Genomic DNA, 21,062 nt, shown 5'->3' with positions numbered 1-21,062 from the left:
ATAATTCGGATGAAATAATAAACAGGACAGTCATAAAAAACAATTATGATACATAATAAAGTCAGATACATTCTTGAGGAGGCAGGAGATTTTACTGATCAGTTTAAAGAGGAACTACAGATACTACTACATTTAGAAATGTATAAACCGAAACAGATTATTCATGCTGCAGGTCAGGTGGAAATGAATCTGTATCTAATAGAAAAAGGCTTTGCACGGAGTTATTATTACGACCGCAACGGTGCAGAACACACCGTACGGTTTTGGAACGAAGGTGACCTCATATTTTCTTACGAAGGATACTATAAAGTTCCATCTTTCTATTACACAGAATTTATGGGACCCTCAAATGCCATTGCTTTGGGCTACACAGATTTTGGGGATTTACACAAAAGATTTCCTGAGACCTCCGCTCTAATCAAATACGCGTTGCTCAAAAACCGCAAAGAAGAATACGAGCGGCAGAATATTCTGACGCTTGCCGCTAATGACCGGTATGTACGACTTCTTGAGCATAACAACACTATCTTTCAGAATAGCCCTGCGAAATATATTGCCTCGTATTTAAACATGTCCCGTGAAACGCTGGCCCGATTAATGGGCAGACACTAGTGAACAATGTGACGATTATCACTCAAATAACTTCATACCTAAAAGAAAGCTGTAGCAATTTGCCTGTTAAATTGTAAGCAATATCATCGCTAAATCTTTAGATCAAACGGAGCTTTATCAGACAATTATTTGCCGATGAAACGCTCTGATATACCTGATCTTATTTCCTGTCTTTTAATTCTGATGTTTACTTATGCTGCTGCAAGTAAGCTCATAGCATTTTCGAGCTTCAAAATCCAAATGCTTGTTCAGCCGGTACCCAAATGGTCCGTTAATTTTTTAGTGTATGCCGTTCCGATTGTAGAAGTTTTAACTATTCTTTTACTCCTATTTAAGTCCACGAAAACTTTGGGATTGTATTTTTCAGCGCTATTGATGCTGGCATTTTCTATTTACGTCGGGCTCGCCATGACTGGAATGTTTGGCAACATTCCTTGTTCCTGCGGCGGTATTATCCGACACCTTCATTGGCCCGGACACTTTATTTTCAATTTGATATTCCTTTCAATCAGCATATACGGAATATACTTAAATCAAAGAGAAAGGAGGTTCATTGGCAAATAGAAATGAAAGTCACATTCGCTTAAAACCATTACAGATGGTTTAGAGCCCGGCAGTTGGTTCCGATAAATCACATTTACTAATTTTTTATTCATTTTAAAGTTTTTACTGCTTTTTGAATCATAAAAGCAACTACATCATGAAAAGAAAAGTTTTAGGAATTGCTGCAATCGCGATAGCCATCGCAGCAAGCGCATTCACAGTGCCAACAACAAAAGCATCCCGGACACTAACCAGTTACAAATGGTTTAGTATTTCCGCTCCAAGCTTAAACCCAACCGATGCGGTGCCAAGAAGTGTAGCAACGTATTTGGGCGAAGGAACAACCGCACCGACTGAACCGGATTGCGACGCTGCCACACATCAATGTGTTTCCGGCTTTTCTTCAGGCCAGGTTAACTCGAGTAACCAGTTGATCAACGACAGCCAAATTCCACAGGTAACTCCGGAAAGAAAAATGTAATTCATCAAGTACAAAGGCTGCAACTCGCAGCCTTTGTACTATTGTTATTAATAACCGTGATTTTGCGTTAACGCCGGGTTGCTTTTTATCTCAACTGCCGGAATTGGGAAAAGGCCATCATTGTGATCCCAACCGGGCTTCAAAGAAGGTAAAACCGCGTCGGCGCGATTTGTCCGTTGGAGATCGAACCACCGGTTTCCCCATTCACAAAACATCTCAGTGCGTCTTTCCCTTTCTACAGCCAATAAAATGGACGCTCGATCATTAGCATTCGTATTGGGTAACCCCGCCCTGTTTCTAATTAGGTTAATATCCGATTGTGCTCCGGGCAGGTCATTCAAATTAGCCCTGGCTTCAGCACGAATCAAATAAAGTTCCGCGAGCCGCAAAATCGTATAGTTTTCATTTGAAGTACCTAAGTCTCTTGCAGCTTTATATTTATATGGATAAGGGTAAATTGTACCTGAGATAGTATTGGAAGATATCCACTTTTGTTTTCGCATGTCTCCTGGCTCAAAGGCATTGTATAAAGCATTATTTATTAGGTATTTAGGTGCTGCAGTCGGTTTGGAAGGAACAAAGCTGTAAGCCTCCCATGTTTCAAACCCTGGAACTACAGGCACTATTTTCCAAATGGTTTCATAGCTTCCGGCAAGAAATACATTATTCAGGTCATTTTCTAAATGGTATTTACCAGAATTGATTACTTCGGTCGCCGAAGCAATCGCATCATTATACCTTTTCCGATATAGCTGGACCTTAGCAAGCAACGCGGTAGCGGAGTAGTACCCCGCTCTTTCGGGACTAATGTCTTTTGACAGATTTGCCTTTGCATAGGTGAGGTCATTTGTAATTTGTGCATAAATGGAATCCACTGAAGCTCGCGGCAATGTTTGGTTGACATGGTAGTTTGTTGTCATAACCAAGGGCGCCGGACCGTATAAATTCACAAGGTTAAAGAATAGGAATGCCCTGATCTGTCTCGCTTCTGCTGACAACTGTCCTTTGGCATAGGGCGAGATTCCCTTACTTTCGCTAATCCCTTCTACACAACTATTCGCATCATAAATATATTTATAGGCACTAGTCCACAGATTCAAGTTGTATTTGTTTTGGATAGCGATAGAATTTGTATAAAGTTGAGCGAGTTCGGGATCTGCTGAACTTTGCGATAATTCATCGGCAGCCATTCCGGGATAGGCGGTCAGGCCGCCCGATGAAAAGGTAAATCCGAAACTCTTCATCATATCGATGTAAATGCCGACGACAGCGCTATTGGCATTTAGGCTATCGGCAAAAACCTTGGATGATTCTAACTGGTTTTTAGGAGGTGCTATATTTTCGAACTTCTTGCATGATGCAAAGGCAAGCACGCAGCTTGCTATAATTAGTATGTTTTTCATTTGGATTAAAAGCTTAATTGTAAACCACCGGTTATCGTTCTTAGCGTCGGAACACCATAAAAATTCTGTGTTTCCGGATCGCTACCCCTGTAGCTTGTAATGGTGAATAGATTTTGTGCGTTGATGTATAGACGAAGCGTATTCGCACTCAGTTTTTTTAATATTTGCGCCGGAACCGAATATGACAACGATACTGTCTTAAGTCTTAAATAAGATGCATCGCTGTAAATCCCATCCGATTGCTTGAAATTGGACAGGGCAACGGCGGCATCACCATACTGAGAAGAATATTTTTGATAGGTAGCATTATCACCAGGGCCTTTCCAGTGAGCAGCAATTAGTGCCTCCGGCTGATTTGATTCAATTCCTGGTGTAGCGTAAAGTTGGCCTAAATAGTTGATTCCATTTTGCTTCTTGAATTCTACAAATACCGACAATTGGAAATTCTTATAATTAAAAGTGTTTGATAATCCGCCATAGAACTTAGGGTCCAGATTGCCAATGTCGTAGTAATCGTTCAAAGAATTCCCAATTGCACTCTGCGGAGTAGAAATTATATTTCCGTTAGCGTCATAAAACTGGAAAAGTCCCGTGGTTGGGTTAACACCAGCTGATCTAAAGCCAATCTTTTCGTTAATTGATCTGCCAATTATATAGGTCGTTGCATAACTTGAAGTTGAAAGGTTAGGAAATGCTAACAGCTTATTTTTAGGCAGTGAAGCATTAAAGGAGGCATTCCAACTAAAAGCTTGGCTGATAATAATTTTTGCCTGCAATGTAAATTCCCATCCAGTATTTTGGACGAGCGCCGACGAATTTTCAACAACTGTGCTAAAGCCCGTCTGGTAAGGTAAAAGATAACTGATCAACTGATTACCCGACCTATTCCGATACCAGGAACTTGTCAGCAAGAAACGGTCTTGTAAAAAGCCTAATTCCAAGCCCAACTCCAATTTTTTAGTAGTCGCCCAACCAAACTGGTCGTTTGCTAAATTTTGAGGCAGATAACCTAAAGTACCGTTATAATTATAAACGGTAGGCGCATATCTGGAAATAAAATTATAATCCCCAACCCCATCACTTCCGGTAATTCCATAGCTGCCACGTAGCTTTCCATAGCTGAGCAAGGTTAATTTATCTTTGAAAAAGCTTTCCTCACTAAAAATCCAGCCGGCTCCTGCAGAGCCGAAATTTCCGAATCGTTTACCTGAACCAAACCGGCTCGAACCATCGCGGCGGCCATTCAGATCCAGGATGTATTTACCATCCCATCTAACATTAAACCTTGCGAATAATGCAGAGTATTTGTACAAAGAAGAAATGTCTGATGCTGTTTGTGTGGCAGAGCCGCTAATCGAATGAATCAGGTAGTCATTGATATACCCAGAACCTTCTACTTGCGTAGAATTGTTACTTTTTTGCTGAAAAGTACTACCGACCAATATGGAATACAATGCTTTTTTAAACGTGCTTTTATATTCCACCTGTGGTTCAACAATCCATGTGTTTAAATTCAAGTTGCCAAAATTGGCGGTAGCCGTTGGGTTATAACCAGGATTTTGGCTCGCCAGCGGATTTGACGTAAACTCATTAGACTGAAAAGTTCCGTAACCTGTGCTCGTCCTGAAAGTCAGTCCATTAAAGATCTGATAAGACAGCAATAAATTTGAGTTAAGTGAAGCACTGTTGGTCTCGTAATCAGACTTAAGCGCTGAAAAAGGGTTGTAAGTTGCGTAAGAACCATCCAATGGAACACCTTTGTAGTTCCATAACAGATTACCCAGTGCGTCCACAGCGTTTGGATAATTTGGTTCAAGACCAAATGCTGTTAATAAATTCTGGCTACCCGACGAAATGTTTTTGTCATAAGAATAACTTGTCGTAAAATCGAGCGTAAATTTCTTGTCATTTGAACTGTGATGAAGGTTAGAAGAAAAGCTAAAGCGGTTATCGCCATACTCTCCTGGAAAGATATAAGTATCGCGGTTGAAACCTGCTGCAATTCGAAATTGGGTATTGGCGGTTCCTCCGGACACTGCTGCATTTGAATTAAAGTGGTGCGCTGTATTACCTATGAAATATTTTTTCCAATCTGTGTATTTAGACTGATCGAATACCATCAGGTCTGGTGCATAAGCCGCATCATATAAAATATTGTTAGGTGTTAAATTGTCATTCGCAAATGCTTCCCGGCGCATAGCCAAATATTGCTGCGTGTTCATCATTGGCATGGTGCGCCCAACAGTACTTATACCATCATCAACATTTACATCAAGACTGGTTTTACCGATTTTACCTTTTTTAGTAGTTATTAAGATCACGCCATTTCCACCGCGCGAGCCGTAAATGGCTGTTGCATCTGCATCTTTTAAAACTTCAATGCTTTCAATGTCCGCGGGATTGATGCTGTTAAAAGGACTAACACCACCATACGGATTTCCATAATAGGACCCCAAGCCTGGTGATATCGCTGAAGGAAACTGGTTGATGTTATCATTTTGAGCGGAAAATGGAACCCCATCAATGATAAACAACGGTTGATCCTTGGGTGAATAGTTAAGTAAATTCGAATTAAGCGTATTTTGTCCACGTATCTGAACGATAAAAGATGAACCAGGCATACCGCTTGAAGCCGTTATAGAAAGACCTGCTACCCTACCTTCCAATGCAGCAAGTGGATTAGCCACGGGTTGCTGTTGTATTTCGGCGCTACTTACTTTGGTGATTGAGCCAACGGAATTTCGTTGGGTGCTAGTGCCATAAGCAATAATGTGTACTTCATCTAAAGTGGTAAGTTTAGGATTAAGAATAATTTTAAGTACATTTTGACCTGCAATTCTAATTTCCTGCGTTTCTAAATTTGCAGCTGTAAAAACCAAGGTAGATTGCGCACTTGTTAACTTAATTTTGAACTCACCCTTGTCATCTGTAACGGTCGCCTGACGGGTTCCTTTTTCAGCGACTGTGATGCCGCTCAATGGTTTCTGCTGAACGTCATTCACCGTCCCTGTAATAATTTGCGCAAATCCTATGGTAGGAAATAGCGCAATGAGACATATATATATGTATTTCATTTTAGTTTGATTTATGATAATAGATTGGGTTAATTGGAGTCTGTCCGGTCTTTAATAATCAAAAATTCGACTGGTCGTAATTCCTTCGACAGTATAATACCCTGCTTCGCGAGACTTTTTGCGTAGTCATCAAATTTGGTCAAGTCTCCCGGAAGATCTAACCACACATTTTCGCTATAGCCAGTTTCGTCGAGTACAGGGCGGTTCCAAATCGATTCTAGATCGTAGCGAAGATCTGCCACTGTTTCGCCGTGAAAATATACAGGCAGCTTGAGCCCTTCCCATATATTCGTACCTTTCTTCCCGGCACCTTCGGCTCTAACTTTTTTATCTTTCGATAAGCTGAGAACCCAGCAGGTGTCTACAATTTTTGCACTGTCTAATTCGAATGGAAAAAAACGGGCTAAATCTTGCCTTACATATTGCAGCGCTTTATCGCGGGATGTTGGCGGAAAAAGAGCCTCATAACAATATGCCGATTTGCGAAGCTCATTATCAGTAACAGGATTTTCAATTAACATGTCCGCATGCTTGCTTCTAATTTTAAACCTGCTGCGGAAATGGTTGATCTCGGGATATGCTAATCCAAGCAATGCTCTTATCCCAATATTATATTGGTAAATCCTGGTCACATTGCCTAGTGAGTCAGTATCAAATCCACCACCACGAAAGTTTGGTGAATAAGGGAAGAGCATACTCCGCATGAAATAATTTGAAGGCAAGTGGGTGCCATTTCCATTTATAAAAAGCGGCTTTGAATAATCATTCTCGGTAAATGCCAACTGACGCAGCTTAATATTATTTTCATTCGCGACTTTTAGAACAATGGGCTCCGTGACATCTTCTCCGTCCGTTATTTGTCTAATCACCCCATTCTTTATCCATACATATACTCCAAGTCCCTGCAGTTGAAACAGCTTATACAATACCGAATCCTGGATGACAGAAGGAAGATCAAATACCTTCTTCCTCTCTTTGAAAAACTTGATAAGCTTTTCTCGGGTATCAGTTTTTATGGAGGGGTTTACCGGCAGGAAAAATACTTTGTCGCCCAGCTTTTTTTGCAACGAATAAATCACAGGTAAGTGTTCTAAACATGGGCCGCAGTAGGTGGCCCAAAAATCAAGGATTAAAAGCCTGTCCTTGTAATCTGCAAGCCGGATAGTTTTGGATTTAAAGTTTAAGACGTTGTTTAACACGATATCAGGTATCGTGTCACCGACTTTTAGCGGAATTTTGGTAATGGCAGATTGTGCTTTAACCTTAAAAAAAAGACAAAGCACAGCCATTACGATTAAAATCGTTGTTTTTTTCATTAAGAAATCAGTTAAGAGTTTTTAGAAAATAAGAATAAAAGGAAGGTTGATAATGGCAACCCGTGTTTAACTATTAACTGACCGGGTTGCCATTATCACGGATCATTCAGGAGGGCAAATGACCAATTGCCATACGATGTACTTACTTTTCTTCATTCCCAGTAGTGATTTTAGCTTCTGATAATGCGTGAAGTAATTCAGCGCGATGGTAAATTTCAGATACTAAAGCTGGGAGGTTTCCGATGCCGGAAGTGTCAAGATTTTGCAGTTCTTCTGCACCCTGGGATTTGGCCAGGTTCCGCGTAAACCATTCGTTTAATTCCAGCTGAAACTGATCATAAGGAACGGTGTTGAACCGCTCCATAATTTCAGTTAAGGAATTAAATTCAGGCATTTCCGGAAGTGCATTTTTCGCGTCCATTTTAATGATTAATTCATTATCAGGAGTCTGCAAGAGAGATTGATTTCTGTAAAAAGTACTACAGGCATGGTTCCCAACTTATCGCACTGGAAGGGTTTGCACGCCCTAGAACACAAATAAGAAGGGAGCCCATACCTGTAGTATGGGCATTCCGGCTTCTCATCTCGCGTTCTTTTGAAAGTGCAAATTTTCCAGAGCAAGACTCAAAGCGAATGCTTCAATGTTTTCGAAGTATTCGCAAAAATAACATAAGTGCTTAATACACCTATGGGTTTATTTAGCTTTTATTTCATTTACCAAATATAACAAAAACCATGCGATTTAGTCAATATAGACGTAATAAAAAACATTGCTAGATGGTTGCTTTACGCAACATGGCGGAAAAGTATCGGAATCAGGAATTCATTGACCAAATAACAAAAAGAATTGAGGAGATACGTATTGAAAAGGGTATTGTTCAGGAAGATATTGTCGATAGAACTGGCTTTACACTAAAGCAGGTTTGGTTGATGCTTAGTGGCAAAAGCAATTTTGCTATTTCAAATTTAGAAGCTATCGCCAAGGCTTTAGAAGTTCAACCCAAAGAGCTTTTGGATTTTGATATTAAATTCACTAAATATCCACCTACCAGGAAAGAAAGAAAAGGCAAATAGCATGCTTCAATAAGACTTTTTTGTCGGCAGCTCACTCACTTTATTTGAAAGGGAATTATAGCCGCTAGCTTCTATTGGGCTATGCTGGATTATCACTAACTAATTTCTTGATATCATTATAAGTTGTGCTGCGATCGCGCTTGAGAACGTTGTCATGGATATCTCTGACCATTTTTGAATAGGAATAACGATGAAATTTCTCTGGCAGAAATTCGGTCCCTAAATTATCTTTATAAAACCGTTGATAAGAGTTGACATCCAACTTGAGATTCATGGTCTTTAAAAAACCCTTTAAATGATACCTTGTTCGGAAAATAGACTCGCATCTACGCTGTACCCCACCAGCGCGTTCTAAAACAAAGTCTTCGTTATAATTCTTCTTTAATTTGAATACATTGATATTTCCGACAATCCGGGTTTCATCGATATTTGGAAAATTCCCAACAAGTTGCTGATACTTTCTTTCATGGGTCTGCGGAATAAGGCTTAGAAATATCTCTGTGGGGTCTTCACCGTACTTTCGAATATTCGGCAGAAAAACCATTCGCGTCCTATCCATTCCTGCTTCATATGGGTTGAGATGGTAATCATAATAAAATGGAATTTGGCCTTTTATATTTGATCCATTACATATATCATCCGCAGGAACAAGATTAAACATGCAAAAAGTTAACAAAGGATAATTCGTCTTTGTATAAAAATGATCCAGCGAAAAACTGCTGCTAACCTGTCCGCCAGGCAACTCGCTATAAAACGCACGATTGATATTACAATAAGGGCAATGAACGACCTGTCTTTCGTCATGAAAAAATGTTTTCACTTGGTCGGTAACCTCTGTATGTAGTTTCCAATCGAAGGCAAGTCCTAGCGCAAATTTATCAGCCGTTGAAACGATGCCGTGCCCACGCATTAATAGATCATTAATTTTAAATAGCCTATCGGGTGAACATATCAATAAAAGTCTCAAAAGCTTTTCTTGATTGCCTAACAAACGATCAATGAGTTGAATTAATCCGGCAAAATTGAGAACAGTCAGTTTAGCTTGATTCACCGGATCAGCGGTATAGCCAGAGACTGTCTGGTTATAAGTTGCATAATTAAAGTTACCCGCAAGTATTTTACCATTTGTTGGCTGGAAAAAATTAATTATTTTATGCGTTACAACCTTAAAGCTTGTTACATTATGATCATCCCTATTTGGTGCAACGCTGATATGGGTTAACGAGGTCTTAAGAAGCTTCAACCTATCAGCAATCTTATCTGCAATAAGATTAGGATAATCTATTTTCGCCTGATCAACATTATTGAAACCAATCTTTATCATTGCTGAACTCCCTTCTTTTCCGTGAACTCCTCGATGCTAAACCTTAAAAATTTGTCTCCAATAAGCTTTATCAGCTTTTCATCATCAGCCGTTAGTTGTTCCTTTTGATTCACTTTATCAATAACCGCATTGATCTTATCCTCTGCGAATTTGCCAACAGCGGATCCATCAATGAAAAAACTATTCGCTAGCAGATCATAAATATTGGCGGCAAATGTTTCTTCGCCACGGTTATCCTTATCGTTAAAAGTATATGGGTAAGTCTTTCCCTTACCTTTCAGTAATTGAAGGCGCAGTACATTTTCGTTCGGGATATCTGAAAGTATAAATGGGGAATGCGTTAAAAACAATAGGTTAACCGCAGCGATTCGCCGCTCATCCTTGGGGTTTACCCGTGCTATAGCCCTTAATAGTTTGGAAATAAAGCCTCTTTGAAAATCCGGATGAAAATATAGCTCAATTTCATCCAGAATAATATTTACGGCTTGGTATCTAATACGATCGTTATTCGCATGGGCTGACTGAATGTTATTCAGATGGTAAATCACAGCCTGGATGGTATGCACAAATTGTTGTTCTCCCGAACTCAGGCCATTAAAACGATAAGAATGCCCCTTGCTGTTTGAAACTTTAAAATCTATTTCAAATAATGATGGTGGTAAATAACGTATTAATTCATCTTCTGAGGGCTCACCCATCCAATTGAAAAGCTTGTCGAGTGTAAATGAAAATTCGATCTTCTTGTTGCCCTTCATATCACCCCATTCAATATAGAAATCATCCCCCTTGTCCGCATCAATACAGTATTGAAGAAAATGGATAGCCTGATGCAGTTTATAAGTAACGTGGGTCGTATCGTTATATATTTTGTTAAGCAGTGTTGTATTCTTGTCTTCTTGTGAACTTCCAGGATAAATATAGGCCGGTGAAAATCCAGGATAATGCTCAGACATTTTGTCGATCTTCTTCACGATATAATTTAGGATCTTTTCTTTAAGCGGAAAATCTCTGAACTTTAAATTCTGGTATTTTGGTAAAGCGATCTTAAAATAATCCCTAAGCATCTCCACTGCCCTTGGGTCACCGTCGAGCTCACCTTTAACAAAAGCCACGTACTTCGGGAAATTATTGATCTTGCTTTTGTTTAAACGGAACACGACCTCTGTAACGTTCTGGTTCTCCACCAACTCAACCTCCTCCTCTGGATTGCGGTTCCATTGCAACATCACGTTATTGAGTAATCGCGCTTTGGCAAAACCTAATTCGTCATTGATGTCAAAATTACCCTCGTTTCTCATAGGGGTTATCACCAATGGCGTTTGATACCCGTCGTTCTTATGAAAAAGTAAGTTTATCCAATTCCCCAAATTAAGAGAATTCAAAGAGTAGTGCGAATAGTTTACAGCGATCGTATAGCAAAACAATTCAGAAATATTTTGAAGGTCAAGCTTTTTGCTTGGCTTAACCTCGTTATTCAAAAACTCTTTTTCTGTTGGGATAGGCACTACTCTTGCATCTTGATCAGGATTAATTTGAAGGATATATACCTCTTTATCGACCTTAAACAAGATATCAACTTTCGTACGTTCGGTCATTCTAATATATTCCTGCAGCTTGGCCTTTTCCCCATTGAGTTCTTCGGTTGTAGATTTCACTTCGTCAGTCAACATGTCTTCCCGGCGCTTTTGCTCCAACACCGCTTTTTCGATTTCGGAAAATATTATTTTATCGGGCTCTTTTGCTAAGGCTTCTTTAATCTTTGAAATATATTCATCCTTATCCTGAATCAGTTTATCAGACCTTTGCTTGTTTTCCTTCAGTGTTTTTTCCAGTTCGTTAACGTCATATAAAGTTTCTATTTCTGTGGGCGTCATAATATTCGCTTTATGTGCTAACACAAAGACGGCAGCAAAAAACAATTCGATTAGGGTGCTTTTACCTGATCCATTCTTTCCGGCAATTGCAGATAAATTAAACTTAACGGGTTGGCTTTCCGTTCCGGCATCAATATCGAATAAATTGTCGGGCAGTTTACTTTCGTAGGTATGATAGGCGATTTCTCCTTCTGTTCTTACAATCACATCGGCTTCAGCATTATAAAATTTATATGAGCTAAAAAATGAATAAAGTTGTTCACCGCTGAGATTCTTTAACAAATTCGTGTGGCATCCTTTACGCGGACGGATACCTATTAGTTTAAAATTATCCATTTATAAAAGGATCAGGAAAACGGATTGGTCAATTGTATGCTTGTATTTAATATCTCGATTACGACAAAAATTGGGTCGCTCAAAATTTAAGTTTAGCGAGCATTCATGATCTCGTTCGGTTTGGAAAGACATAATAATTAAATTGTTGTAAGGTTTTGCAGGTGAAAATATCAACAAATTATTAAAAAAAGATCATCTCCGTATCATTTACGAATAATAGCTAATTCAAAAACGCGGGCTGTCCCCAATTATTAGAAAACAAAGGGCAACGCAGTGTAATAATACCAGCTTGTATTTCGCGGGAAAACAACGTAGCGATAGCGGCTTGGTTTCAGGGGAAAGTCAAGCAACCGCTTTCAGCCGGGCCGCCTGTTTCGATTGAAATGAGAAAGTGGCGGACCGGCGCCCGCCCATTCCAATAAGAGGGATTGAAGTTTACAAAGGTTCGTAAACCCTAATATCATGGGGCAAGTCCGCCAATTTATCCTCAATTAACGGTTTGACTTTCAACCAATCCAACCCGCCATTTCCGCACCCAGGTGCAGGCATTGCAATAGAGCGAACGTCATTCTCTGTCAGGTAAACCTTAAGCGCCTCCAAACCCTGAAGTATGTAGGTATATTCCGATGGTAACCGCCAATGGGTCTTTGTCGGAAAATTAATGATTGTCTTTTGCCCTAATAACAAGTTAACATCCTGAACAACCAATAATCTTCCAATTGCCAATTGCTTGGCAGCAAAAGCATTCCGATAGGCTAAATAATTATGCGGAAATGCGTTTTTAAACGCAAGGGCAACCCCCTTACCCATAATGCCAACTGTATTGACGGTATTAACCAGGCAGTCGGCATCGTCCTTTAATAGGTCCCCTTTGTGATAAGTAATCATAGGTTGTTGATTTTCGATGTGAATATATATCAAAAGCTTTAATTTCAGCCCGTCATTTGCGCTGCTGATGCAACGTCAGTAACTTTTGATATATATCTTCCCAATACGCTTGCTGCTTATCATCGAAAGCGGAAAAGCCGGGATCGGTGTGGCGGTAATGGCGGTAATCATCGGACTGCATTAAAGCCAGTTGCAGATTTTCTATCATAATTATTTTGCCGTCTTTGTCTGTAATTTTCATAAGGGTTGCTTTTAGGCTACTTTGAGCGGTTGAGTTCGGTACTCTTTAAGGTTAAGAAATAAGCCTTTGTGGAACAAAATGCCTTCACGGAACATTTGCCATATCAGGGATGCGCCAAAGTCCACTAAGGTAGAATTGATAAATAAATCTTGCTTGGCCAATGCTTCTGCAAGTGAACAGCTTGGCGTGTTGTCACCCAGTTCAGACTGTATGAGCAGGTCTTTATATTCTTCGGTAACATAGGGCAGGTTTGCTTGCGGGGAAAACTGCTTCGAGGTCGGTTGCTTAATGTCCCCTACAGTCGCTAATACCACCTGACCCGTTTCCTTGCTGTTGCCAAAGTCCATCCAGTAAAGCGGTTTGTCACGGTGACTTGCTGAATTTTTCTTGTAGATATTGAGAATTTCTGCAATCTCAAAACGGGCTTTAACCGTGTCCACACAAGAAATAGTAATCGGTGCCATTCCCTGTGCAATGGAGCAATAGTGCTTATCATACTTTTCGGTTTCCGCTTTCCAGTTAAAACCAAAAAAACGGTTGATGCGGTTTATTAAGGCGACCGACTTATACTGTCCTAATTCTGCGGTGGTAAATAGCTGTCTTGCCAAATTTGGGGTTTGAATTGTATCATCATCAAACAAGGTCACTACAAATCCCGGGTGATTTAATCCGTTCAATGCCTGGCTCATTCTCGCAAGGGCGGTCAACATTTGGCTGCCTGTACCCCCTGCGCCAATCAGGTTGATATTAATGGGGTTAGACGGCTGCAACAATTCCTTATGGACAATGTGAACGGCTGTAAGCGGGGCTGTATCGATGGGTTTCTTTTTCATTTGATAAGGTTATTAAGAAGCATGTTATGGTGTTTATTGAGCATATCGGTACGGAACGGTTTTCCTGTGGCAAGCTGCTGCTGCCATAGGGCTACCAAATCTATTTTTGCGCCTGAATGGTTGCCGATGGTATGGCTGAAATAGCTGTTAAAAAAATAGGTTTCCCATTTGGCAATAAAATCTTCCAAGCGGGTAAAGCGGTCGATAGCAATCTGTACCGTACCCATGCAGACATTTCCACTTTCATAAATATTGAAGTAGGGTGCGTGGTAAAGTGGCGTGTTACCTGTAGGTTTTGACTTGCCTTTGAGCGCATAGATATTCAAACTATTTTTACTGGCTTTCCAAACCATAGCAGGAATATGTGCCTTACCCGATGGTATGTTTAAATCCTGCACGAAAAACAATTCTGCTTCCATTGGCGGCGTATGCCAAACCACATAACCCTCTGCCTGTGCATCAAGGTATAGGACATTAGCGGGTAATAAACCCTTTGGTTTAAGATAATTGGATTTCAGTTCCTCGGTAGCTTGAAACAGCTTACTCAAAGTCAGCATTTCTGCTATGCTCAACGGGTGGGCGTTTATCGGCTGTCCCCGTTTACCAATGTCATAGCTTTCGACATAAACCTCGTTTTTTTCGGTTTCGTAACCATAGTTATCTTTTTGGGTGGCTTGGTTCTGATATATCAGCAGTGCCTTAACTGGGGCAAACTGGTTGTTAAATTGTTCACTTATGTTTGTCATGGTGGTTTAAACTAGTTGTCATATTGGTTTAGGAAAGTGCAGAGCCTATCCAAAAGCGGGAAAAAGCGGCTCTCAAAACCAAAGCTTTCCTGTTTGGCTTTTGCAGGATTATCAAATAATACCACATCGATAGGTTCATCAGTAATCCCCATTTCCTGAAAACTGCAATCAATCATGGACATCACCGTTTCAATCACGGAATCATTACCGCTCCAATAGAAACTGATATATTGATCTGCTTTAATTCGCTCATTAACTTCGGGGTAATACAGGTCTGGGCGTATGGCATCGAACATATTACGGTTCGGATAAGACTTATATAGTTGCACAAACTCAATAGCCAGTATCGCCAGATCGTTATCCCTTAGTTCGGTGTTGGCATAATTTAATACTGTGTCTTCTATGTTTTCAAGCCTGAACTTTTCACCCATTAACCTGCCTAACTTTATACCTGAATTTTGGAGCGTTGACAATTCGTCCAGTTGTTCCTCCCGATAAGCTGTTTCTTCGGCATCATCCTCATTCATTTCCTCGTTTATCATATCTTCTACGTAGCGGTATTGGTCGGCTAAAAACGTTTCATAATCTGAATACATAGGAAGTTGCACGACTTGGTACAGGTAGGCGAAGATGGCTGTCACTACTTCGGCAACGGGTTGTTGTTGGGCATCGGAAACCCATTTCCATAAAGGTTTTACGGGAATATAATATAACATCCTGCCCGTATCGAACTGGTTGACGGTGGCCAAAACGGCCTCATGGTTATCATCTTTCACGATGATGCAATCCAGTTTTTTATTGATAGCCTTAACCCGCTCGTTAGTGATTGACCACGACTGGTAAATATTTTGCGGGAATGATACATCGCTGACATCGGGTATTTGCAGGTCATAATATTTACAAAGGTTTTCTAAAGAGCGGAAATATTCCGTTTCCGCTCTTTCTATGTTGCCGTCAAATAACCAAAAGGGTTTGAATGTATGGTTCAGAAAACCATTACGACCATGGCGGGAGGCGCGCTTCTTAAGGGGTTGCGCTGTATTTCTCCCGCATCGGGCAGACGGTTTAGTTTTGCTGCGTAATTGCCGAACTGTGCGTAAATTCTCCATAGGTCACTATCCTTATCAACTTTTACTTTGGTGATTACTTTATTTTTCATGATTAGCCTTTTGTTCCCATTGTGGTTTCAAAATGAAACTGCATTTCGTCGTCTTTAAATTCGGGGCCACGTATTTTTGCGGTGGTTAGTATCGGGTAGATACTGGCGTAAAAATTTCGTACATCTTCTTTGGTGAGTTGTACACCGGGGTCTGCCAACCGTACTTCCTGACCGTTGTGTTTATGCAGGAACACCCTGCTGATTGTTGTAACTTCCATAATCTTAACTGTTGATATTATACTTCCTGCATTAATTCTTCATACTGTGCTTTCCGCTTTTCAAGCGTGGTGCGTTTGCTTTCAATTTCTGTTGCGTGTTCAGGGTATTCCTCGGTTGAGGGAAGCAGGGTGATAGCTTCGGCATATTTGCACAGCTTGTTCAGTTCGGAGATTTGGGTCATGGCACTTTCATAGCGTTTTTTCTTTTCAGCCAGTGCCTTTTGTTCGTTCTGTTGTGCGGAGAACAGGTTTTCTGTATCGTCTTGTTCATCATCATCATCATCAGGTTCAGTCGCTGCATTGGTAGTTGGTTTAGCTTTATTGCCTTTGTTTTTCTTGTCCAGTTCAGCCTTAGAATTTTCGGCAGCCTTTTTTAGGCCTTGCTGATAGGCATCCATGTTAGCAAACAGGGTTGCAGTTTGCTTAACGGGTGCAGCAATGGCGTCAAAAAAGCCCTCGTCCAGTTCGGCAGCATTTCCTTTCAGTATCATCGGTGGAATGACATTCCCTGCCGTGTCTGTGGTAGCATTCGGCAAGTAAACGCAAATGGTTAAAAAGCCCTCCGCACTTTTAGTGAGGTTGAGGTTTAATGCACCTTGAAATTCAAGGGCGGTGATATGTTCAAAAAAGTTCGTTTTCATAATATTTGGGTGTCCTGTCTTTAAAAATTATTGTTCCTTTTCCTTTTTGGTAGCGGGCTTTGTACCCGTTGCTTTCGATGATTGACCGCAGTATATTTTCAGCTTGTTTTGCCTTAAAGGCATCTTCAACGCTGACAAACAGCAGGTCGGTATCATCAAAAAACCGCAGCGTATTGGCCAATACTTTGATGGCTCTGCGTTCTGTTTTGTTGGCTAAATGGCTCATTGCTTAATATTGTAAATTGATACATTGCTCTTTCGTTGCATCCAGTAAGCGTTTGAGATAGGCTTCAAATTCACCGTCATTGATTATTCTTTCGAATGTGATGCTTTCAAAGGCGTAGTCGTTCTTGATGGTCAGCCACTCGTCACCGCCATTAATCTGATTGATAAAGCATAGGTTCTTGAAATAGTAACCTTGCCCAAGGCAGCAGTTGCCATATTGAAAAATCAATTCCAGTTGCTGCAAAGTATTTACCCTGACAAGCATATGTTTACTGAATGGCGGGTCATTCGCTTCGGCTATCCAAGGATTAACCAGGCCGATGGCTTCCCATGTTTCTATTAAATCTTTGGCATCAAAATTATTTTCCATGATGTGTGTCTTTTTTCGTTGAATGCTTTTTGAAATCGTTTAAAACAGCACCCTGAAACAGGGTGCTGTAAGGGGTTTTTAGAACGGCAAATCATCGTCGTCATCACCACCTGCTGGAACGGCTCCCTTGTCGGCCTTTTTGTCTTTAGGCGCATCGGTTGGTTTTACACCGTTAGACCCGAATAATTTTACGGTATCGACAGAGCATACGAGGTCGGCTTGTACTTTACCGTCACGGTTTTCCCATGTTTGGGCTTCGACCCATCCTGAAATCTCAACAATTGCCCCTTTGGTCAGGTAAACCGCCAAGCCGGGATTTACCCAATAAGAACAGTTAACGAAAGCGGTCTTTTCCTTTTTTTCACCTGCTTTGGTTTTGTAGCGTTGGTTCAGGGCTACGGTAAAATTGGTCACTTGTTTGTCGCCTGAAACTGTCCTTGTTTGAGCGTCTGCGGTAATTCTTCCTGTGAATAACATAACTTTTTTGTTTTTAATGAATAAATCTGTTTCGCTTTCCTTATCTCGCTTTGCTTTTCTTGATTATTTTTTAAAAGAAAAAGGGAAAAAAGAAAGCCATAGGAAGTGCCGGCTCATAGCCAAAAGGAAACGGAATAAGTCCCGAAGGGTGAATGGCTGAGGAACGAAGCCAGGCATTATGCCGTAGTCTTTTGGCGTACTCCAACTTTTGAATACGGCAAGACCTTAGCTGCGCTTTTTACCCGTTTCGCCTGAAAAATATAAATCATTAAAAAACTCTCTAAAAACCAAAAAAGCCGAAAGATAAATCTCTCGGCCATAAATGGGCAGAAGCCTGTTTTAAGAATACTGTAATTTACGCATAGTAAAGATCCAGCACACATTTTCCATCGCCTGCATCAACGACGCGTTCAATGAATTTTGGGCAACAACGCCTGGTTTTTCTGTTGACCAAGATAATTTCCTGGCCGGGATGGAAGTTTTCATCCCAAGTACCGCTAAGGGTCACCGCGTAAAGCGGGCAGTCGTTAATAAAATAATATTTTTTTGACATGCCGTAAAGGTTTTTAAAAATCTAGCGATTTAACAAATTACGATCTGTAGCCTACGATTTGGGCTATTATTTCTAAAATACGAATAAAAACTTGAACCACCAAACCGGTGCAAAACGCATTAGGGATTGCAACGGCATCCTTCGAAAGAAGATATAGTGAAAAGCCCGACCGGAGGGAATGCCCCGCTCCTGCTTCACCCACCTGGGTGATCATTCTGTTTTATTTATGTTTTTCAGCTGCTGCAAATGCCCAATCCACCACATTACCAAGTGTCTCTGAAATCGCTTTCATTCCTTCTTCAGATTCCAGGTTAACATCAACAAAATTGTATCCGTTATTAAGCGTATGAAGCACCATATAGTAAATGCCGCCGATCAGCAATCCGGCTACCGCCCTGAAATTAACTCCCGAATTTTGAAAGTGCTCATCCGTTTTTCCCAGAATATCCTGTCCCATCGATTCACGAACGTTATGAATACTTCTCAACAGGTGGCTGGAACCTGTAAGTTCCATCAGGATCAGATTTTGCATTTTAGGTTCCTTATAGAAGTACTTAAACAGTCCTTGCAGTGTCTCTATAATAACCAATTGAGTATTATCATCTCTTGCATCCTGTGAAAGATTTTTAAGCTGTTCAGCAAAGAGCATCCAGTAATCATTTTCAATAATATAGGCTTCCGTTAGCTTGTTGATATTCCCAAAGTACCGGTAGATCAGCTTACGGTCCACACCAGCGTGACGAGCTATCTTGCTGACACGTAAAGCCCCAAAGCCTTCGGATTTTATAATGGCACCAACCGCGTCAATGAGTTTGCGCTTGGTTTGCTCTTTGTCTTTCATGGTAAGGTTGAATGGTTTGAGGTTGTACTTAGATCATTTTTTTAATTGTTGAAAGGCGTGATATAAGATAACAAATGAATAAAAAAACCATCGATACATCGATGGCCTTAACTTACGGGAGACGAACGACTTTTATAGGTAACGTGTTAGTTTTTGTCGATCGTTTTCATCATCATTTCGTCGAGACGGTTTCCGTTCAGTGTATTTCCCAACGGCAGTATGGACTCAATGCGATCCATTTCTTCGGAACTTACTGTAATATGGGCTGCACCGATATTTTGTTCGAGATATTTCATTTTCCTTGTGCCGGGAATCGGGACGTTCCCTTTTGCAATGCTCCAGGCCAAGGCGAGCTGAGCCGAAGTGGCCCCTTTTTCAATGGCAATGTTATTTAGTTCGGCTACCAGGGCCAGGTTCTTATAGAAATTTTCACCCTGGAACCGCGGAAAATTTCTCCTCGGATCTTCGGCCGGAAGATCATCAGGGCTTTTTAATTCACCGCTGATAAATCCCCTTCCCAATGGAGAATAAGGTACCAACCCTATTCCCAGTTCTTTAAGCAGCGCAGTTGTTCCGTCTTCATCCAGCGTGCGTTCAAACAGGGAATATTCTGTTTGCAACGCAGTTAACGGATGTATCTTATGGGCACGCCGGATCGTCTCTTTTGAAACTTCCGAAAGCCCCAGGTACCTCACCTTTCCCTCCTGCACCAGTTCTGCCATTGCTTGCATAGTTTCTTCGATGGGTACGTTGGGATCGAGACGGTGTAAATAATAAAGATCGATATAATCGGTTTTCAGGTTTTGCAGGGAACGTTCAGCCGCCAGTTTAACATACTTCTTGCTACCGTTCAGCTTTCCCGTCATCTTCTGGTTCTCATCGATCTCAAATCCGAACTTTGTTGCGATGATAGCCTGGTTACGTTTGCCTTCCAGTGCTTTTGCGATCATGCGCTCACTTCGATGGGGCCCATAAATATCGGCAGAATCCAAAAAAGTTGCCCCCAGTTCCATTGCCCGTTGGATAAGTGCAATACCTTCATTAACATCAGCTTTGCCATATATGTATTGGGTATCGCTTCCGGCAAGATTCATGCAGCCGAATCCAATAATGGGAACTTCCAATCCCTGACTTCCTAATTTGGTTGTTTTCATTTTACAGACGTTTTAACTTTAAGTTTAATTCACCAAAGGTCTGTACTGCCGGTAACAACCAATTCGCTATATCACTGATTTCTGTTTCCAAATCACTTGTTAACTTTAATTCGAAATGCACATCGAAACCGGCACGTAGACCCGGCGCATATCAACATGGATCAGCGGTGAACCCGTGCCCTATATTCTTAAGGCGTGACAGGCTTCTAAATCAGCTTAAATTAGTTGATGGCTTTGGCAAAGTGGTGACAAGCAAGATAGTAGCCTTTATTCAGGTATAATCTATGGGCCGGGTGCAATGTATAACCACTATCGAGATGGACGCTTTTTATTCCCTCATCTGTGGCGCGTTTTGCAACATAGTCTAACAACGTACCAGCGTAGCCCTGGCTTCTGCACTCTGAAAACGTAAATAAGTCATCTACGTAGATCATGGGTCCTGTTCGAAGCAGGTTCAAAAATCGGTAAGTCATAAACGCGCCCGCTTTTGTGTTATCGGCATTGGGCAAAAACGCTAACTCAAATTCTTGGCTGCTAATCATCAGAAAAACTTGCTCAACCACCGTTTCCGGGTTGAGATTTGGTCGAAATTCAAGAATCGCCTCCTTACAAAATTCAATGTCTGTTTTAGTGATTGCTCTTTTGCATTCCATAATAATTGGTAGTTTATATAAAATGA

General features: G+C 40.9%; 24 protein-coding genes. 4 read left to right on the top strand and 20 right to left on the bottom strand.

The features are described 5' to 3' along the window. The first annotated feature begins 45 nt into the window (after window positions 1–45). The 3 genes from AB6735_RS03815 to AB6735_RS03805 all read left to right on the top strand — a co-directional run bounded on the left by AB6735_RS03815 (window position 46) and on the right by AB6735_RS03805 (window position 1,636). Window positions 46–612 carry a Crp/Fnr family transcriptional regulator gene (locus tag AB6735_RS03815; protein WP_370994511.1) on the top strand — a complete coding sequence of 189 codons (567 nt, stop codon included), beginning with the start codon at window positions 46–48 and terminating at the stop codon, window positions 610–612. A gap of 135 nt (window positions 613–747) precedes the next feature. Continuing rightward, a complete protein-coding gene (locus tag AB6735_RS03810) occupies window positions 748–1,176 on the top strand; it encodes a MauE/DoxX family redox-associated membrane protein (protein ID WP_370994510.1) in 429 nt (142 codons plus the stop codon). A 136-nt stretch (window positions 1,177–1,312) separates the two neighbouring features. Then, complete coding sequence (locus AB6735_RS03805) at window positions 1,313–1,636, top strand: hypothetical protein (protein WP_370994509.1); 324 nt, start codon at window positions 1,313–1,315, stop codon at window positions 1,634–1,636. A gap of 47 nt (window positions 1,637–1,683) precedes the next feature. On the opposite strand, the gene AB6735_RS03800 is transcribed toward AB6735_RS03805, so the two are convergent. The 4 genes from AB6735_RS03800 to AB6735_RS03785 form a co-directional block, all read right to left on the bottom strand. Then, window positions 1,684–3,039, bottom strand: a complete 1,356-nt coding sequence (locus tag AB6735_RS03800) for a RagB/SusD family nutrient uptake outer membrane protein (RefSeq protein ID WP_370994508.1) — start codon at window positions 3,037–3,039, stop codon at window positions 1,684–1,686. A gap of 5 nt (window positions 3,040–3,044) precedes the next feature. Continuing rightward, entirely contained in the window at window positions 3,045–6,113 is a 3,069-nt protein-coding gene (locus AB6735_RS03795; protein ID WP_370994507.1) for a SusC/RagA family TonB-linked outer membrane protein, read from the bottom strand. A gap of 29 nt (window positions 6,114–6,142) precedes the next feature. Beyond that, entirely contained in the window at window positions 6,143–7,429 is a 1,287-nt protein-coding gene (locus AB6735_RS03790; RefSeq protein ID WP_370994506.1) for a TlpA family protein disulfide reductase, read from the bottom strand. Between the two features lie 142 nt (window positions 7,430–7,571). Next, a complete protein-coding gene (locus AB6735_RS03785; RefSeq protein ID WP_370994505.1) occupies window positions 7,572–7,850 on the bottom strand; it encodes a hypothetical protein in 279 nt (92 codons plus the stop codon). Window positions 7,851–8,206: 356 nt separating this feature from the next. Between AB6735_RS03785 and AB6735_RS03780 the strand changes: the two genes are divergently transcribed. After that, window positions 8,207–8,503 carry a helix-turn-helix domain-containing protein gene (locus AB6735_RS03780; RefSeq protein ID WP_370994504.1) on the top strand — a complete coding sequence of 99 codons (297 nt, stop codon included), beginning with the start codon at window positions 8,207–8,209 and terminating at the stop codon, window positions 8,501–8,503. 79 nt (window positions 8,504–8,582) lie between these two features. Here AB6735_RS03780 and AB6735_RS03775 read toward each other — a convergent pair whose 3' ends face one another. From AB6735_RS03775 to AB6735_RS03700, 16 genes are all read right to left on the bottom strand, one after another. Further along, complete coding sequence (locus AB6735_RS03775; protein ID WP_370994503.1) at window positions 8,583–9,827, bottom strand: hypothetical protein; 1,245 nt, start codon at window positions 9,825–9,827, stop codon at window positions 8,583–8,585. Further along, window positions 9,824–12,037 (bottom strand): hypothetical protein, encoded by a 2,214-nt coding sequence (locus AB6735_RS03770; RefSeq protein WP_370994501.1) that lies wholly within the window; start codon window positions 12,035–12,037, stop codon window positions 9,824–9,826. Before AB6735_RS03770 ends, AB6735_RS03775 begins: the two co-directional genes overlap by 4 nt. A 435-nt stretch (window positions 12,038–12,472) precedes the next feature. Continuing rightward, window positions 12,473–12,925 (bottom strand): macro domain-containing protein, encoded by a 453-nt coding sequence (locus AB6735_RS03765; RefSeq protein WP_370994500.1) that lies wholly within the window; start codon window positions 12,923–12,925, stop codon window positions 12,473–12,475. A gap of 52 nt (window positions 12,926–12,977) precedes the next feature. Continuing rightward, window positions 12,978–13,166 carry a hypothetical protein gene (locus tag AB6735_RS03760; RefSeq protein WP_370994499.1) on the bottom strand — a complete coding sequence of 63 codons (189 nt, stop codon included), beginning with the start codon at window positions 13,164–13,166 and terminating at the stop codon, window positions 12,978–12,980. 11 nt (window positions 13,167–13,177) lie between these two features. Continuing rightward, on the bottom strand, window positions 13,178–13,999 hold the full coding sequence (locus tag AB6735_RS03755) for a PRTRC system ThiF family protein (protein WP_370994498.1): 822 nt from the start codon (window positions 13,997–13,999) through the stop codon (window positions 13,178–13,180). Further along, window positions 13,996–14,745 carry a PRTRC system protein B gene (locus tag AB6735_RS03750; protein WP_370994497.1) on the bottom strand — a complete coding sequence of 250 codons (750 nt, stop codon included), beginning with the start codon at window positions 14,743–14,745 and terminating at the stop codon, window positions 13,996–13,998. Before AB6735_RS03750 ends, AB6735_RS03755 begins: the two co-directional genes overlap by 4 nt. An 11-nt stretch (window positions 14,746–14,756) precedes the next feature. Continuing rightward, the gene (locus AB6735_RS03745; RefSeq protein ID WP_370994496.1) at window positions 14,757–15,854 is read right to left on the bottom strand and encodes a hypothetical protein; all 1,098 of its coding nucleotides are present in this window, start codon (window positions 15,852–15,854) and stop codon (window positions 14,757–14,759) included. A gap of 52 nt (window positions 15,855–15,906) precedes the next feature. After that, the gene (locus AB6735_RS03740) at window positions 15,907–16,122 is read right to left on the bottom strand and encodes a PRTRC system protein C (RefSeq protein ID WP_370994495.1); all 216 of its coding nucleotides are present in this window, start codon (window positions 16,120–16,122) and stop codon (window positions 15,907–15,909) included. Window positions 16,123–16,139: 17 nt separating this feature from the next. Continuing rightward, window positions 16,140–16,763, bottom strand: coding sequence for a PRTRC system protein E (locus AB6735_RS03735; protein ID WP_370994494.1), 624 nt, complete (start codon window positions 16,761–16,763; stop codon window positions 16,140–16,142). After that, window positions 16,744–16,989, bottom strand: coding sequence for a hypothetical protein (locus tag AB6735_RS03730; RefSeq protein WP_370994493.1), 246 nt, complete (start codon window positions 16,987–16,989; stop codon window positions 16,744–16,746). The genes AB6735_RS03735 and AB6735_RS03730 overlap by 20 nt, the downstream gene beginning before the upstream one ends. 3 nt (window positions 16,990–16,992) lie before the next feature. After that, complete coding sequence (locus tag AB6735_RS03725) at window positions 16,993–17,358, bottom strand: hypothetical protein (protein WP_370994492.1); 366 nt, start codon at window positions 17,356–17,358, stop codon at window positions 16,993–16,995. Window positions 17,359–17,436: 78 nt separating this feature from the next. After that, complete coding sequence (locus tag AB6735_RS03720; RefSeq protein ID WP_370994491.1) at window positions 17,437–17,835, bottom strand: single-stranded DNA-binding protein; 399 nt, start codon at window positions 17,833–17,835, stop codon at window positions 17,437–17,439. Between the two features lie 355 nt (window positions 17,836–18,190). Continuing rightward, window positions 18,191–18,388, bottom strand: coding sequence for a hypothetical protein (locus AB6735_RS03715; RefSeq protein ID WP_370994490.1), 198 nt, complete (start codon window positions 18,386–18,388; stop codon window positions 18,191–18,193). A gap of 220 nt (window positions 18,389–18,608) precedes the next feature. After that, entirely contained in the window at window positions 18,609–19,229 is a 621-nt protein-coding gene (locus AB6735_RS03710; RefSeq protein WP_370994489.1) for a TetR/AcrR family transcriptional regulator, read from the bottom strand. Between the two features lie 146 nt (window positions 19,230–19,375). Next, window positions 19,376–20,383 carry an aldo/keto reductase gene (locus tag AB6735_RS03705; RefSeq protein ID WP_370994488.1) on the bottom strand — a complete coding sequence of 336 codons (1,008 nt, stop codon included), beginning with the start codon at window positions 20,381–20,383 and terminating at the stop codon, window positions 19,376–19,378. A gap of 221 nt (window positions 20,384–20,604) precedes the next feature. Then, entirely contained in the window at window positions 20,605–21,036 is a 432-nt protein-coding gene (locus AB6735_RS03700; RefSeq protein WP_370994487.1) for a GNAT family N-acetyltransferase, read from the bottom strand. Between the last annotated feature and the right edge of the window lie 26 nt (window positions 21,037–21,062).

Origin of the sequence: Mucilaginibacter sp. RCC_168, assembly GCF_041355315.1 — a bacterium.
GTDB lineage: Bacteria > Bacteroidota > Bacteroidia > Sphingobacteriales > Sphingobacteriaceae > Mucilaginibacter.
This window is presented reverse-complemented; position numbering and strand designations above follow the sequence as displayed.

Bases quoted from the DNA above. Each gene is read 5' to 3' on its own strand.
- AB6735_RS03770 (WP_370994501.1), bottom strand. From the start codon at position 12,037: ATGGATAATTTTAAACTAATAGGTATCCGTCCGCGTAAAGGATGCCAC.
- AB6735_RS03700 (WP_370994487.1), bottom strand. From the start codon at position 21,036: ATGGAATGCAAAAGAGCAATCACTAAAACAGACATTGAATTTTGTAAG.
- AB6735_RS03715 (WP_370994490.1), bottom strand. From the start codon at position 18,388: ATGTCAAAAAAATATTATTTTATTAACGACTGCCCGCTTTACGCGGTG.
- AB6735_RS03750 (WP_370994497.1), bottom strand. From the start codon at position 14,745: ATGACAAACATAAGTGAACAATTTAACAACCAGTTTGCCCCAGTTAAG.
- AB6735_RS03780 (WP_370994504.1), top strand. From the start codon at position 8,207: ATGGTTGCTTTACGCAACATGGCGGAAAAGTATCGGAATCAGGAATTC.
- AB6735_RS03810 (WP_370994510.1), top strand. From the start codon at position 748: ATGAAACGCTCTGATATACCTGATCTTATTTCCTGTCTTTTAATTCTG.
- AB6735_RS03800 (WP_370994508.1), bottom strand. From the start codon at position 3,039: ATGAAAAACATACTAATTATAGCAAGCTGCGTGCTTGCCTTTGCATCA.
- AB6735_RS03705 (WP_370994488.1), bottom strand. From the start codon at position 20,383: ATGAAAACAACCAAATTAGGAAGTCAGGGATTGGAAGTTCCCATTATT.
- AB6735_RS03735 (WP_370994494.1), bottom strand. From the start codon at position 16,763: ATGAAAACGAACTTTTTTGAACATATCACCGCCCTTGAATTTCAAGGT.
- AB6735_RS03805 (WP_370994509.1), top strand. From the start codon at position 1,313: ATGAAAAGAAAAGTTTTAGGAATTGCTGCAATCGCGATAGCCATCGCA.
- AB6735_RS03740 (WP_370994495.1), bottom strand. From the start codon at position 16,122: ATGGAAGTTACAACAATCAGCAGGGTGTTCCTGCATAAACACAACGGT.
- AB6735_RS03725 (WP_370994492.1), bottom strand. From the start codon at position 17,358: ATGGAAAATAATTTTGATGCCAAAGATTTAATAGAAACATGGGAAGCC.
- AB6735_RS03815 (WP_370994511.1), top strand. From the start codon at position 46: ATGATACATAATAAAGTCAGATACATTCTTGAGGAGGCAGGAGATTTT.
- AB6735_RS03775 (WP_370994503.1), bottom strand. From the start codon at position 9,827: ATGATAAAGATTGGTTTCAATAATGTTGATCAGGCGAAAATAGATTAT.
- AB6735_RS03745 (WP_370994496.1), bottom strand. From the start codon at position 15,854: ATGGAGAATTTACGCACAGTTCGGCAATTACGCAGCAAAACTAAACCG.
- AB6735_RS03790 (WP_370994506.1), bottom strand. From the start codon at position 7,429: ATGAAAAAAACAACGATTTTAATCGTAATGGCTGTGCTTTGTCTTTTT.
- AB6735_RS03730 (WP_370994493.1), bottom strand. From the start codon at position 16,989: ATGAGCCATTTAGCCAACAAAACAGAACGCAGAGCCATCAAAGTATTG.
- AB6735_RS03755 (WP_370994498.1), bottom strand. From the start codon at position 13,999: ATGAAAAAGAAACCCATCGATACAGCCCCGCTTACAGCCGTTCACATT.
- AB6735_RS03795 (WP_370994507.1), bottom strand. From the start codon at position 6,113: ATGAAATACATATATATATGTCTCATTGCGCTATTTCCTACCATAGGA.
- AB6735_RS03785 (WP_370994505.1), bottom strand. From the start codon at position 7,850: ATGGACGCGAAAAATGCACTTCCGGAAATGCCTGAATTTAATTCCTTA.
- AB6735_RS03710 (WP_370994489.1), bottom strand. From the start codon at position 19,229: ATGAAAGACAAAGAGCAAACCAAGCGCAAACTCATTGACGCGGTTGGT.
- AB6735_RS03720 (WP_370994491.1), bottom strand. From the start codon at position 17,835: ATGTTATTCACAGGAAGAATTACCGCAGACGCTCAAACAAGGACAGTT.
- AB6735_RS03765 (WP_370994500.1), bottom strand. From the start codon at position 12,925: ATGATTACTTATCACAAAGGGGACCTATTAAAGGACGATGCCGACTGC.
- AB6735_RS03760 (WP_370994499.1), bottom strand. From the start codon at position 13,166: ATGAAAATTACAGACAAAGACGGCAAAATAATTATGATAGAAAATCTG.